The sequence below is a fragment of the Nocardia sp. NPDC019395 genome (assembly GCF_040632335.1).
In the GTDB taxonomy this organism is placed as follows: Bacteria; Actinomycetota; Actinomycetes; order Mycobacteriales; family Mycobacteriaceae; genus Nocardia.
The window spans coordinates 1-13434 of the sequence record NZ_JBEYBT010000025.1 but is presented as its reverse complement, the minus strand read 5'-3'; the positions used below and the strand labels follow the sequence as shown (position 1 = coordinate 13434).

The following is a 13434-nucleotide window of genomic DNA, read 5'->3' as shown; positions in this document are numbered from 1 at the left end:
CGCGGTGTGAACATGTCGGCAGAATAACAATTCACATCGGCACCGGCAAGGAGATCGGAGCCGAATTGCGGTTAATCCCGAGGAACCGGACGGCGGAACAAGTTCACCCGCGTTGAACCGTGTATTTGCGATGATACCGGCACTTACGCAGATCACCCAGCTATCCAGTAGGCGATCACTTATGCGAATCCTGACTCACTTCCAGGGTTGATCGAGCCGTGATTCCCGTGGCACCATGCAGCAGGCGCGGACTATCCGCGAAACGTAGAGGAGAGCACCGATGCTGCGGACCAGGTTCACCGAGATTTTCGGTATCGAACATCCGATCGTGCAGGGCGGAATGATGTGGGTCGGCCGGGCCGAACTCGTCGCCGCGGTTGCCAACGCCGGTGGGCTCGGTTTCATCACCGCACTCACTCAGCCGACCCCCGACGATCTCCGGCGCGAGATCGAGCGCACCCGCGAACTCACCGATAAGCCGTTCGGGGTGAATCTGACCATCCTGCCGTCCATCAACCCGCCGCCGTACGAAGAGTACGTGCGCGCGATCGTGGACAGCGGCATCAAGATCGTGGAAACCGCGGGGAGCAACCCCGAGCCTTTCCTGCCCGCCTACCGCGAGGCCGGGATCAAGGTGGTGCACAAATGCACCAGCGTCCGGCACGCGCTCAAGGCACAGAAGATCGGTGTGGACGCGGTCAGCATCGACGGTTTCGAATGCGCCGGACATCCCGGCGAGGACGATGTGCCCGGGCTCGTCCTGATTCCGGCCGCCGCTCGCGCGCTGACCATCCCGATCGTCGCGTCCGGCGGTATCGCCGACGCCCGCGGCCTGGTCGCCGCGCTGGCGCTGGGCGCCGACGGGGTCAATATGGGCACCCGATTCCTGTGCACCCAGGAATCTTCTATCGACCAGCAGGTCAAGGAACAGATCGTCGCCAACTCCGAGCGCGATACCCAGTTGATCTTCCGCACCATGCACAACACCGCGCGGGTCGCCGATAACGAGATCAGCCGCAAAGTGGTCGAGATCGAAAAGGCCGGCGGCAAGTTCGAGGACGTCCGTGAACTCGTTTCCGGCGCGCGCGGCCGGCGGGTGTTCGAAGAGGGTGACCTGGATGCCGGCATCTGGTCGGTCGGCCTGTGCCAGGGCCTGATCGAGGACATCCCCACCTGCGCGGACCTGATCGGCCGGATGGTGACCGAGGCCGAGGAGCTGATCAACGCCCGGCTGGCGCGGTTCGTCTCCGCCTGACCCCCTGAGCCGCGTCGGAAGTATGGCGATCGTTCCGACGCCGGAGCGCGGGAAGCCACCTGTGAGGGGCCGGCTTCCCGCGCTGTAGGTCCCGGGCGGATTCAGTGCGCCGCGAGCGCGGCGACGGCGTCGTAGTCGTGCGCGGCGACCACCTCGATCCCGGCGGGCAGTGCGTGCAACCGGTGGATTGTTTCGAACGCCCGGTCCCGGTCGGCATCGAACAACTGCCCGGGCATCGGTGCCTTCTCCCGGATAAGGCCGATCTGCAGCCGATTCCATACCGAATCCCCGGCCAGCAGCACCCGGCGGCCGTCGGCGGTGGCCAGCAGTACGCCGATACTGCCCGGAGTGTGGCCGGCCAGGTCCACCAGCAGCACCGAACCGTCACCGAACAGATCGAGACTGCGCTGGAAGGTGAGCACCGGCGGGCCGTCGAGTTCCAGTGGGTCCAGGGGGCGGCCCCGCAGCGGTGGCCGCACCACACCGGCGGGAGCGTGCGGGCCGTCCAGCGCCCAGCTCAGCTCCGCGGCGGGCAGCCGTACCGGGACCGAATCGGGCAGTTCGAGCACACCCGAAATATGGTCCCAGTGCAGATGGGTCGGCAGCACGAAGTCGATGCTCGCCGGATCGATATCGCGGGCGGCGAGGGCGTCGCCGAGTCCGAGCACCGGCTTGTCCGGCGCCACCAGCAGCGGAATCGGGAACGGCAGCCCAGGCAACACGCGCTGGTGGACATGGGCGCACAACGCCGGATCCACCAGGAACCGGGCCTTCGGATGTTCGACGAGATACGCGCCCATCGCCATCGGCAGATGCCCGAGACTGCGGACACCCTCGGCCACTATCGCGGTCGGCGCCTTCATCCGGCCCTGCAGCAGCACAGTCAGTCCGACGCTCGCCCGGGCCGGCGGCGGGGAAACCGGCTCCAACCGCGCCAGCAGCTGCGTATCGGCCTGTCGCGGGCGCAGGAGCCGAGCGGGTGTAGCGGCCAACGCCGCACAGCAGCGCAGCAATGTCGGAAAGGTCGGAGTTCGTCCTTCGACAGAAGCGGCCACACGGCAACGGTACCGGCCGGATCCGGACCGGAGTAGCGGGTGCGGATATCGAAATGCATCCATTCCGGTGAAATCGCCCGTCCCGGCATCCTCTCCGGAACCGGATATCGTCCGGACCACGGACGTGCCTGTGACGCCGTAGCCGAGGACGCGGCGGCCTCGGATGTCCGGGACTGCTCGCCGGGTGGCTGATTGCCGGGGCGAACGCCGAGCCGGCGGGCCGAGTCGCATACGGACCGGGTACGCGCTTCGGAAGCCGCACGGCGCCAACGAGTTCGGTGATGTCACTGGGGCCGGGATTCTTCCGGCATAATCTAGGCGTGAGGCCGGACACGCAGCTGCTGTGCTGGATTCACGGCTCGCCGGGTAGCCGGGTCCATGCGCGCACCGTTTGCCACCGCCACCGCCCCATCCCACCGTCCCCACCGTCGCGCCGATGACAGGTTCCGCAGGCAGAGTGGTCTTCCTGTTCTCACCGGAAGGCGGCGAGCACGATCGGATGGGACGGGCCCTCGCCGGCCGCTACCCCACGTTCGCCGCATCGGTAATCGAAACAAGCGACGCCGTCCGCGCCGCAGGTGGACCGCGGGTATGGACTCCGCGATACGGATTCCGGCACCCCGGGACGACCCAAGGGCCGGACCGACAGCACCGCGACCCGGCATTCACCCAACCCGCACTGTTCACCTACCAGGTCGCCACCGCCGCCCTGCTGATCTCCTGGGGCGTCCGGCCCGACACCGTGATCGGGCACGGGGTCGGGGAGCTCGCGGCGGCGGTGACCGCCGGTGCGCTACCCCTCGCCGAAGCCGCCAAAGTGGTGGTCGCACGTGGTCGCGCCTCGCGGCGGGCGGCGAAGTCCGATATCGTCGCCGAACTGTCGGCGCCGGTATCGGAGGTGCGGCGGCTGGTCGAGCCCGTGCGTGAGGTCGTCGCGATCACCGCTGTCCACGGTCCGAACTCGGTATATGTCTCGGGCGAGCCGCGCTATATCGCCGCCGTCGTACGCCGGGCCGGCCGCCGCGGAATCACGGCCGCACCGTCCGGCTTGCTCCAGCCCACTCACGGTCATCGGGGATCGGCGGATGCGCTCGGACTCCTCACCGAGCTCGACGGGCTGCGAGCGACCACCCCCGATATCACGATCTACTCGACCACCCGCCGCGGCGCGATCATCGATTCTGCGGCCACCGGCGCCGACTACTGGGTCGATAATTTCGCCGGGACAGTAGAACTGGACGCGGCGCTGGTCAACGCGGTCCGGCCGGATACGACCATCGTGTTGGAAGTCGGCCCGGACCCGCTGCTCTGCGACACGGTGCGTGCTCGGCCGGAGTTCACTCACACCACCTACCCCACCGCCGGTCCCGACGACGAAGCAACCACTTTCCTGACCTGTCTGGCCCAGGTCCAAGCAGCACGCGCTACCGCCACAAGTGGGCTCTATCGGGAAGAAACAGCTGCGAACCCGCGGCGCGCGGGTGGACCGGAACATCATCTCGACCACGGAAACAGCTCCCCCACAGCGATCCCGGCCGAGATCCGGCCCGCGACCGGTAGTGGCGAGCGCCGACCGGCGGACCAGGAGCACCCTGGCCTGGAATTTCCCGAAACAGACAGCGCGGAGAATGGCATCGAGCGGATTTCGCGGGCGGAGGTCACGGGTGCCGGAACGCTGGCTTCGATACGGCTCGCCGATGACCTCCCACCCACCGATATCATCGCATGGACTCGAATGGTCGACGCCAACAGGGCTATCCGCTTCGTCACCGGGCGGGTGGCACTGGATCCGCCGATGCGGATCGACCCGGCGGGCACCTATGTGGTCAGTGGCGGACTCGGCGCGCTCGGGTCGGTGATGGTGCGCCGCCTGCTGGTGGCAGGTGCCCGCGATGTGCTGGTACCCACCCGTTCGCCGCGTCCGGTCCCGCCGCTGCTGGAGGGATTCGAGGACCGGGTCGTAGTGGTGCGCTGCGATACCGCCGACCGTCTCGACCTCGACAACGCACTCCGGGATATCCGCGAATCCGGTTGCGCCATCCGCGGTGTGATCCACGCGGCTCAAGTTTTCGAAGAGACCGTGATCGCCGCGGCCGTGGACGGCGCGGACATACGGCTCGACGAGCAGGGTGGGCGGACACCGCACCCCGCGGACGGATCAGCGGATCCGGCGCTGAACGCCGGGCGGCTCGCGCGAAAGTTCGCGCGTATGTCACCGGCGACGGCCAATCTCATCGAACTCACCGCCGCCGACCCGGTGACCTTCTTCGCGGTGTTCTCGACTCCGGTCAGCGGCGATGACCCATTCGGGGATGCGAACGGGGCGACGACTCGACTGTGGTCGGCCCCGGGGTGATTCTGGTACCTCGGGCGAAGGAACGCAGTCGGCGGATTCCACAACACGGCGTTGCCTACGACGGGAGCAGTCCGGCTGCGACCCGAGCACGGAGGGTCACCGCCGGATGGTTCACCGGGCCGGTTACAGGGCAGTGTCAGCGATCGGTCCGGCCCAGAAGCCGGTCCGTTTCCCGTCGATCCCGCTTGGTGGGGCGACCAGTTCCGCGGTCGCGTTGCGGCAGGGAAGCGAGAACCTCCCGCGGCGGCGGAGGTGGACTGCGATCGATCAGGCATTGGGCGGCGATCGGAGCACCGACCCGCTTGGTGATCACACGTTCCACGACGACGATCCGCTCGACGCCGCCACTACGGATACGAACCTCGTCTCCCGGACGCACCGGCTGAGCCGGTTTGGCCGTGGCACCGTTGACCCGCACATGACCGCCGCGGCACGCTGCCGCGGCAGCCGATCGCGTCTTGAACAACCGCACAGCCCAAACCCAGGAGTCGACCCGGGCCTGGGTCGGGCCGTTGTCCGGCACGGAGGGAGCTGAGCTCACCCCTTAGACGATACGGCGCGCGGTAACCACTTCGTCGGACGAGAGGTTGGTGTAGGTCACCGGCTCGCCGGACTGCACCGCGTTGAGGAGCTTGCCGTCACCGGCATACATGCCGACGTGCCCGCCACCGTTGGTGATGACGATATCGCCGGGCTTCAGGTTCTGGAAGGCCACCGGCGCACCGACGTGGGACTGCTCGAAGCTGGTGCGCGGCAATTTGATACCGGCCTGCTTGTAGGCCCACTGCACCAGGCCGGAGCAGTCGAAGTTGTAGGGGCCCGAGGCACCCCACGAGTACATGGCGCCGACCTTGGTCTTGGCGGCGTCCAGGGCGACATCGCCCAGAGTCTGCTGCACCGGGGCGGCCGGCGCGGGCGGCGCGAAGTTCGGCAGCGCGGGCGCCGCCGGCATCGCTTTCGGGGCATCCTTGAGCGCCTGGTTCAGCTGATCCGCCTGCGCGGTGAACTGATCCGGCACCTCGACATCGAATTTGCCGACGCCCGGGACATCGATCGTGGTCGTCGCGGCCGAGGCAATCGCGGGCATCGTGCCCGTGGTGGCGGCGAGGGTGCCCATGACGAGCGCGCCCTTGACAGAATTTGGCAGCTTGGATTCTCGCTGCAAGCTGTGCTTACCCACCGAGCTCCGTCTCCGATCTTCGTGCTCTCCCGCCTCCGGCGAACGCGCGTCCTACACACTTCGCGACATTCCGCGATGGCGGTGACCAGTGGCGCCGCCTCACTGACGAAACGACTCGACTCCACTAAGTCACAAAGAGGTTACGATGCCCAGCCGACGTTGTCCAGCCGAACACGCAGTATTTTCACGCGAGCTGGGGGTACAGGTGTAAAACACTGTGCGGGAATACATTTCCGGCCGGACGGTAGATCACGGGCAGATATCGGCGGGCGTGTTCGATCAGGTAGGGGCATAACGCCCGGCGCACAGGCGACTCCCGGCTATCTTCTGATAGCCCAATCTAGGACACGCCATAGAATCCCCCATATTTCCCGATTCCCGCGCTACGGTATGAGGGTTATGGACCCCGTGCGGAACCCGTATGCGCCCGGCGCAGGTCAGCGCCCACCCGAACTCGCCGGGCGCGGTAAACAGCTCGACGCCTTCGATATCGTCTGTGAACGCATCGCCCGTGGCCGGCCGGAACGCAGCGTCATGCTCACCGGACTGCGCGGCGTCGGCAAGACGGTCCTGCTCAACCAGTTGCGTTCGGCGGCGGGCGCGCGGGGCTGGGGTACCGGGAAAATCGAGGCCCGGCCGGATCAGGACTTACGCCGCCCGCTCTCATCGGCTCTGCACATGGCGGCCAGGGCCATTGCCAAAACACATCGCAATACCGAACGCGTCGACGACTTTCTCGGCATTCTCAAGGCATTCGCGCTGCGCGCGACCGCCGACAAGGGAATGCGCGAGCGTTGGCAACCGGGTATTGATGTTCCGGCGGTCACCGGCCGCGCGGATTCGGGCGATATCGAGATCGATCTGGTGGAGCTGCTGGCCGAGGCCGCGGGCCTGGCCGCGGATATCGGCGTGGGTATTGCCGTGTTCATCGACGAGATGCAGGATCTGGGCCCGGCGGATATCTCTGCCATCTGCGGCGCCTGCCATGAGCTGAGCCAGGACGCCGCGCCGCTGATCGTGGTGGGCGCGGGCCTGCCGCACCTTCCGGCGGTGCTCTCCGCGTCGAAGAGTTATTCCGAGCGGCTGTTCAGTTATCACCGGATCGACCGGCTGGACCGGGAATCCGCGGACCAGGCGCTGATCGCCCCGGCCGAGCGCGAAGAGGTGAAGTTCTCCGACGAAGCCCTCAGCGCGCTGTACCGAAAGGCCGACGGCTACCCGTATTTCGTGCAGGCCTACGGCAAGGCGACCTGGGACCAGGCACCGGGTAGCCCGATAACTGCCGAAGATGTCGAGGTCGCGGCACCGACCGCCGAGGAGGAGCTCGCCGTCGGCTTCTTCGGTTCCCGCTATGAACGCGCGACGCCCGCCGAGCGCGAGTACATGCGCGCGATGGCCGATCTGGCCGGCGACGACGGTCCGGTCGCGACGGCGGCGGTGGCTACCGAACTCGGCCGCAAACCGGCTTCCCTGTCCCCGGCCCGCGACGGTCTGATCAAAAAAGGCCTCATCTACTCCGCCGAGCGGGGAACCATCGGTTTCACCGTTCCGCATTTCGGGCGCTACCTGCGCAGCGTGACCACCTGACAGTCGTCCCTGCCGGACCGTCCGGTTGCCGACCCCTTCCGCCGGGCCCGAGAGCGGCCCGGCGCATCTTGTGAATACGAGACGGTCGCGCGCGTTGAAGACCGGAACCGGCGGACAGCCAGGCGGCACGATAAAGCTATTCGAATATCTATCGATTGAACTAGATATCGTTAGACATTCCGATCATTGCCCTCCGCGAGCATCCATAGAACTTTCTAGCGATATCTAGGACCAGAACACGAGTGCGTGATACTTCGCTCGCGACACCCTCTGTCAATTTCTAGCCGGTTCTAGTGGAATCCGTAGGCGCCCCCGAATGGCTACAGACCGCCCCCGGCGAGGCCCCCGGCACCGATACCGGACCCCCACGAGTCATCCGGTTGTGCACATCGGCTCCCAACCGCAACCCGTTCTTGACCACCCGACGAGCCCGGATCGGGTTTTTGCCGTACTGTGTTGTAGATCACCCTGTGCGGTCAGTCACAACATGTATCCGGATGGCCAGTGCAGCCCACGTGGCGTTCCACCGCGACCGGTGAGCAACCCAGGAGGTATCCATGACACGTAGCGACTTCGCGGAACTCCGGTACGCCGTAAATCAGCTCCGGCAGTCCATCGGGGTGCTGCGCACCCACTACGGGGACGCAGGCACTGTCCGGCGACTGGAGAACGACCTGGAACGGCTCTGCATCGATGCGGACGAGTTCGAGCGGACCCCGCCGCCACCACTGGCCGGGCGCGCACAGGAACCCATCTATGTACCCGACAGCAAATCCGACGAGTCCGCGTGGATGGGCGCCCAGGACGAGGGGCTCGGATTCCATTCGCGGCCGCGTACCCAGTAGCGCCGCCGAGTTCACCGTCGGATAACTGAACACCTCGCCCCGAGGCTGCGCCCGGGGCGCCGAGGGCGGCCGGTCGCCGGAGAGGCGGCCGGCCGTTCGCGTTTGCGGTGTATTCACCCGTTCAAGATTGGCAGTAAATGTGGCGCAAATCACCACCCCGGTTACCCCATGAGAATGCGCGGACCCTGCTCGACCGATAGCAGGCCTGCCGTATGGTGCTCAGCATCACATTCGATCGCGGAGGTATCCATGACCACCCGCACCGCCGATCAGCGAGGCATCGACCAGTGAATGCCGCAACAACCGCAACCGCTCCCGAATCGGGAACAGGTGTTTTCAGCAAGACCCGGGCCCGGATCAACGCCCGCACCCTACGCACGGATCGGTGGTGGCTACCGCCGCTGATCACCGTCGTCGGGCTGGCAGCGTTCGTCATCTACGCGACGATCAGATCTTTTGTGCGTACCGCGTATTGGGTGCCGGACTACCACTATCTGACGCCGTTCTACTCACCCTGTCTGAGTACTTCCTGCGTCGAGGGATCGAGCCATTTCGGAACGCCGTTCGGCGATCTGCCGATGTTCCTGCCGCTCGGTTTCGTGGTGCTGCCGTTCCTGCTCGGATTCCGGCTCACCTGCTACTACTACCGCAAGGCCTACTACCGTTCGGTCTGGTTCTCGCCGCCGGCCTGCGCGGTGGCCGAACCCCATGCGAAATACACCGGTGAGACCCGTCTGCCGTTGATCATCCAGAACGCGCATCGTTACTTCTTCTATGTCGCGGTGATCATCTCGGTGATCAACACCTACGACGCCGTCGGCGCCTTCCACGGCAAAACGGGCGGCTTCGGCATGGGTCTGGGCAGCCTCGTTCTCACCGGGAACGTGATCCTGTTGTGGGCCTATACCCTGTCCTGCCATTCCTGCCGGCATATCGCGGGCGGACGGCTGAAACATTTCTCGGCCCATCCCGTGCGCTACTGGCTCTGGACCCAGATCTCCAAGCTCAACACCAGGCATATGGCGCTGGCCTGGACAACGCTCGGCACCCTCGTGCTCACCGACTTCTACGTGATGTTGGTTGCCAGCGGCACGATTTCGGATCTTCGCATCATCGACTGAGGAGTTTGGACGGCTATGCCCGAAGTGGAACGGCACACCTACGACGTGGTCGTGATCGGTGCCGGAGGTGCCGGCCTACGCGCCGTGATCGAGGCCCGGGAACACGGCCTGTCGGTGGCGGTCGTATGCAAATCGTTGTTCGGCAAAGCCCATACGGTGATGGCCGAGGGCGGCTGCGCGGCGGCCATGGGAAATGCCAACGAGAAGGACAGTTGGCAGACCCATTTCCGCGACACCATGCGCGGCGGGAAGTTCCTGAACAACTGGCGGATGGCCGAACTACACGCGCTGGAGGCCCCCGACCGGGTCTGGGAGCTGGAAACCTATGGCGCCCTGTTCGACCGGACTCCCGACGGCCGGATCAGCCAGCGCAACTTCGGCGGTCACACCTTTCCGCGGCTGGCGCATGTAGGCGACCGGACGGGGCTGGAGTTGATCCGCACCATGCAGCAGAAGATCGTCTCGCTGCAGCAGGAGGATTACGCCGAAACCGGCGACTACGAAGCGCGGATCAAGGTTTTCGCCGAATGCACCATCACCGATCTGCTGAAGGACGGGGACCGGATCAGCGGCGCCTTCGGTTATTGGCGTGAATCGGGACGCTTCATCCTGTTCGAAACCCCGGCGGTGGTCCTCGCGACCGGTGGTATCGGCAAGTCCTACAAGGTCACCTCGAACTCCTGGGAGTACACCGGTGACGGCCACGCGCTCGCCCTGCGCGCCGGGGCCCGGCTGATCAATATGGAGTTCCTGCAGTTCCATCCCACCGGGATGGTCTGGCCGCCGAGTGTGAAGGGCATTCTGGTCACCGAGGGTGTCCGCGGCGACGGCGGGGTGCTGAAGAACACCGAAGACAAACGCTTCATGTTCGACTACATCCCCGCGGTTTTCAAAGGCCAGTACGCCGAAAGCGAGGAAGAAGCCGATCAGTGGCTGCGCGATAACGATTCGGCCCGCCGAACCCCTGATCTGCTGCCGCGCGACGAAGTCGCGCGGGCGATCAACGAGGAGGTCAAGGCCGGCCGGGGCACGCCGCACGGCGGTGTCTACCTCGATATCGCCTCCCGGCTGACGCCCGAGGAGATCACCCGGCGGCTGCCGTCCATGCACCACCAGTTCAAAGAACTGGCCGACGTGGATATCACCAAGGAACCCATGGAGGTGGGCCCGACCTGCCATTACGTGATGGGCGGTATCGAGGTCGATCCGGATACCGGTGCGGCGCACGTCCCCGGGCTGTTCGCAGCCGGGGAATGCTCCGGCGGAATGCACGGATCCAATCGGCTCGGTGGAAACTCGCTGTCGGACCTGCTGGTTTTCGGTCGCCGGGCCGGGCTGGGCGCGGCCGAGTACGTCCGGATGTTGTCCGAGCGGCCGGCGGTCGCCGATACCGATATCGCCGCCGCGGCGGAGATCGCCCTCGCCCCGTTCGATCCCCCGGAGGGTGCGTCGGGCGAGAACCCCTACACCCTGCATACCGATCTGCAGCAGACGATGAACGATCTGGTCGGGATCATCCGGAAAGAACATGAGGTCCGCGAGGCGATCTCCCGGCTCGAGGGGCTGCGCGAACGGTTCGCCCAGGTCACGATCGAGGGCCACCGGCAGTTCAATCCGGGCTGGCATCTGGCCCTCGATATGCGCAATATGCTGCTGGTCAGCCAGTGTGTGGCACAGGCGGCCCTACTGCGCACCGAGAGCCGCGGCGGGCATACCCGCGACGACCATCCGGGAATGGACGCCCAGTGGCGCAACAAACTCCTGGTCTGCGCGGTCGACGGTGAATCATCCGATTCCGGTGTACCCGATGTGTCGGTGACCGTGCACGACCAAACGCCGATGCGGGCCGAACTGCTGGCCCTTTTCGACCTCGGTGAGCTGGAGAAGTACTACACCCCGGCCGAGCTCTCCGGGCATCCGGCGGCCGAGGGCGGCCCGGCGGAGATCCGCGACGGCCGCGACTCGAATACCGAGGAGGCGTGAGGCGATGAGTTACGACGCCCGATTCCGCGTATGGCGCGGTGATTCCGATACCGGGGACCTGCAGGATTTCACTGTTCCGGTGCACGAGGGCGAGGTGGTACTCGACATCATTCACCGGTTGCAGGCCACCCAGGCGCCGGATCTCGCCGTCCGGTGGAACTGCAAAGCCGGCAAATGCGGTTCGTGTTCGGCCGAGGTGAACGGGCGCCCGCGCCTGCTGTGCATGACGAGGATGTCCACCTTCACACCCGAGGACATCGTCACAGTGACACCGTTGCGGGCATTCCCGGTTATCCGCGATCTGGTCACCGATGTGTCCTACAACTACCAAAAGGCCCGGGAGATACCGTCTTTCACGCCGCCGGCAGATCTGAAACCCGGTGAGTACCGCATGCAGCAGGTGGATGTGGAGCGCTCGCAGGAGTTCCGCAAATGCATCGAATGTTTCCTGTGCCAGGACACCTGCCATGTGGTGCGCGACCACGACGACAACAAGGAATCGTTCGCCGGCCCCCGGTACCTGATGCGTATCGCGGAACTGGAGATGCATCCACTGGATGTCGCCGATCGTCGCGACGAGGCCCAGGAACAGCACGGCCTGGGCTACTGCAATATCACCAAATGCTGCACCGAGGTGTGCCCCGAACACATCAAGATCACCGATAATGCGTTGATCCCGATGAAGGAACGGGTCGCCGACCGGAAATACGATCCGATCGTCTGGCTCGGCAACAAGCTTTTCCGACGCTGACGCCCGCTCGCTGCGGGTGTGGTCACAGCATTGCGACCACGCCCGTGGCGACCAGCGCCACGAGTACACCGACGAACAGTGCCGAAAGCACCGATCCGGTGAGTACGAATACTCCCACCGCGGCTGCCGCGAAGAGCAGGAGCACGATCAGCCACGCAACACCGTCGCTGGGCCCGAACCTGCGCAGCCGAAGATGGGAATTCTTTATCCCTCGGTCCACATATTGTTGTCTACCCGTTACACAGTCGGGCAAACCCCATTCTGACCAGGCCGGACCAGATGCCGAACGGCCCCGGGAACATCACGGACGGTCGAACTCGCCGTCCCGCACGCCGGCCGTGAAGGCCGCCCATTCGCCAGGAGTGAAGACCAGCACCGGCCCGTCCGGGTTCTTTCCGTCCCGCATCCCGACATGACCGTCGGCGAGCATCGCGATCTCGACACTATGCGATCCGGGCACGCCCTCTGCCGGACTGCCCAGCCACTGCGCACCGGAAAGGTCCACGTTCGTGCCGTTATCGATGCTCATCCCGGTTTCCTCCATCAGCCGCGGCGTGTTCTGTCGAGGGCGCGGCGCTACACGCCGCAAGCGTTGAGCGCGATGCTACGCGCACGCATGTCCGCACCGCTGGCGGATATCCGCGGAGCCGTTTTCGCAAATTCGATGCGGGAAAACCACCGAATATCACACGATTCGGCCGGTTCTCGGCCTATGGTGAGCTGTTGGTCGTATGTGCACACCCGGAAACCGACCGCGGACAACAGGAGTCGCCGCGGGTTCACAAGGAGGTCGTGTGATGCGGTTGAATCTGAGTACCCGGATCCCCACCCTGCTCGACTGCGGTGACGATCCAGGCGCAATGAGCCCCGAACAAGCGCATTCGGCAATGCAACTCCACCTCGACTGCACCGTCGATATGTGCCGTGTCCGCCGCCGCGCCCGGTCGACACTGGTGGAATCGGGCCGCTGCGTCCTGGACAACCGCGCGCTCCAATAGTTCTCCCCCGCCCCACCTCGTTTCCCCGCATGCGACCAGTCCACCTCGGGCGGTTCGGGGCCGGCCAAACCCGGCCCCGCAAGCCCCGCGCTCACCCCCGCCCCTCGCCGACCAGCCGAACTCGCCGTCGCTCTGGGCGCGTTTGATCCCCTACCGCCCGTCTGTCCGCATGCATCCCTACCCCCGTTTCCCGCATGCGGCCGGGTCAACCTTGGTGGTTCGGGGCCCGTCTCGTTCTGGAGCGACCAGAGCGAAGGAGCGCAGCGACTGAGCGCCGGGAGTGAAGAACGAGACCAAGGGGGC

The 13434-nt window shown here is 65.7% G+C and carries 13 protein-coding genes; 8 read left to right on the top strand and 5 right to left on the bottom strand.

What is annotated here, in order from left to right; genetic code table 11:
• Positions 1–280 precede the first annotated feature (280 nt).
• Positions 281–1255: a nitronate monooxygenase gene (locus ABZ827_RS29215; protein WP_357243550.1), complete on the top strand. Its 975-nt coding sequence runs from the start codon at positions 281–283 to the stop codon at positions 1253–1255.
• Between the two features lie 101 nt (positions 1256–1356).
• Here the strand turns inward: ABZ827_RS29215 and ABZ827_RS29210 are convergent, their stop codons facing one another.
• Positions 1357–2310, bottom strand: a complete 954-nt coding sequence (locus tag ABZ827_RS29210) for an MBL fold metallo-hydrolase (protein ID WP_357243547.1) — start codon at positions 2308–2310, stop codon at positions 1357–1359.
• 436 nt (positions 2311–2746) lie between these two features.
• On the opposite strand from ABZ827_RS29210, the gene ABZ827_RS29205 reads away from it, so the two are divergent.
• On the top strand, positions 2747–4666 hold the full coding sequence (locus ABZ827_RS29205) for an acyltransferase domain-containing protein (RefSeq protein WP_357243544.1): 1920 nt from the start codon (positions 2747–2749) through the stop codon (positions 4664–4666).
• Positions 4667–4802: 136 nt separating this feature from the next.
• Here ABZ827_RS29205 and ABZ827_RS29200 read toward each other — a convergent pair whose 3' ends face one another.
• Complete coding sequence (locus ABZ827_RS29200) at positions 4803–5207, bottom strand: RNA-binding S4 domain-containing protein (RefSeq protein ID WP_357243541.1); 405 nt, start codon at positions 5205–5207, stop codon at positions 4803–4805.
• Between the two features lie 3 nt (positions 5208–5210).
• On the bottom strand, positions 5211–5783 hold the full coding sequence (locus ABZ827_RS29195) for an NlpC/P60 family protein (protein WP_357243649.1): 573 nt from the start codon (positions 5781–5783) through the stop codon (positions 5211–5213).
• 462 nt (positions 5784–6245) lie between these two features.
• Here ABZ827_RS29195 and ABZ827_RS29190 point away from each other — a divergent pair, with 462 nt between their 5' ends.
• The 5 genes from ABZ827_RS29190 to ABZ827_RS29170 all read left to right on the top strand — a co-directional run bounded on the left by ABZ827_RS29190 (position 6246) and on the right by ABZ827_RS29170 (position 12133).
• Complete coding sequence (locus ABZ827_RS29190; RefSeq protein WP_357243538.1) at positions 6246–7433, top strand: ATP-binding protein; 1188 nt, start codon at positions 6246–6248, stop codon at positions 7431–7433.
• Positions 7434–7990: 557 nt separating this feature from the next.
• The gene (locus tag ABZ827_RS29185; RefSeq protein WP_357243535.1) at positions 7991–8278 is read left to right on the top strand and encodes a hypothetical protein; all 288 of its coding nucleotides are present in this window, start codon (positions 7991–7993) and stop codon (positions 8276–8278) included.
• 287 nt (positions 8279–8565) lie between these two features.
• Positions 8566–9399 carry a hypothetical protein gene (locus ABZ827_RS29180; RefSeq protein WP_357243532.1) on the top strand — a complete coding sequence of 278 codons (834 nt, stop codon included), beginning with the start codon at positions 8566–8568 and terminating at the stop codon, positions 9397–9399.
• Positions 9400–9414: 15 nt separating this feature from the next.
• Positions 9415–11382 carry a fumarate reductase/succinate dehydrogenase flavoprotein subunit gene (locus ABZ827_RS29175; protein WP_357243529.1) on the top strand — a complete coding sequence of 656 codons (1968 nt, stop codon included), beginning with the start codon at positions 9415–9417 and terminating at the stop codon, positions 11380–11382.
• 4 nt (positions 11383–11386) lie between these two features.
• Positions 11387–12133 carry a succinate dehydrogenase/fumarate reductase iron-sulfur subunit gene (locus ABZ827_RS29170; protein ID WP_357243526.1) on the top strand — a complete coding sequence of 249 codons (747 nt, stop codon included), beginning with the start codon at positions 11387–11389 and terminating at the stop codon, positions 12131–12133.
• A gap of 22 nt (positions 12134–12155) precedes the next feature.
• On the opposite strand, the gene ABZ827_RS29165 is transcribed toward ABZ827_RS29170, so the two are convergent.
• Entirely contained in the window at positions 12156–12353 is a 198-nt protein-coding gene (locus ABZ827_RS29165; protein WP_357243523.1) for a hypothetical protein, read from the bottom strand.
• Between the two features lie 81 nt (positions 12354–12434).
• Complete coding sequence (locus tag ABZ827_RS29160; RefSeq protein WP_357243520.1) at positions 12435–12662, bottom strand: DUF397 domain-containing protein; 228 nt, start codon at positions 12660–12662, stop codon at positions 12435–12437.
• A 268-nt stretch (positions 12663–12930) separates the two neighbouring features.
• Here ABZ827_RS29160 and ABZ827_RS29155 point away from each other — a divergent pair, with 268 nt between their 5' ends.
• Positions 12931–13131, top strand: a complete 201-nt coding sequence (locus ABZ827_RS29155) for a hypothetical protein (RefSeq protein WP_357243517.1) — start codon at positions 12931–12933, stop codon at positions 13129–13131.
• Positions 13132–13434: the final 303 nt, after the last annotated feature.

Coding starts and splice junctions, on each gene's coding strand:
- ABZ827_RS29215 (WP_357243550.1), top strand. CDS start 281: ATGCTGCGGACCAGGTTCACCGAGATTTTCGGTATCGAACATCCGATC.
- ABZ827_RS29205 (WP_357243544.1), top strand. CDS start 2,747: ATGACAGGTTCCGCAGGCAGAGTGGTCTTCCTGTTCTCACCGGAAGGC.
- ABZ827_RS29195 (WP_357243649.1), bottom strand. CDS start 5,783: ATGGGCACCCTCGCCGCCACCACGGGCACGATGCCCGCGATTGCCTCG.
- ABZ827_RS29190 (WP_357243538.1), top strand. CDS start 6,246: ATGGACCCCGTGCGGAACCCGTATGCGCCCGGCGCAGGTCAGCGCCCA.
- ABZ827_RS29185 (WP_357243535.1), top strand. CDS start 7,991: ATGACACGTAGCGACTTCGCGGAACTCCGGTACGCCGTAAATCAGCTC.
- ABZ827_RS29175 (WP_357243529.1), top strand. CDS start 9,415: ATGCCCGAAGTGGAACGGCACACCTACGACGTGGTCGTGATCGGTGCC.
- ABZ827_RS29170 (WP_357243526.1), top strand. CDS start 11,387: ATGAGTTACGACGCCCGATTCCGCGTATGGCGCGGTGATTCCGATACC.
- ABZ827_RS29160 (WP_357243520.1), bottom strand. CDS start 12,662: ATGAGCATCGATAACGGCACGAACGTGGACCTTTCCGGTGCGCAGTGG.
- ABZ827_RS29155 (WP_357243517.1), top strand. CDS start 12,931: ATGCGGTTGAATCTGAGTACCCGGATCCCCACCCTGCTCGACTGCGGT.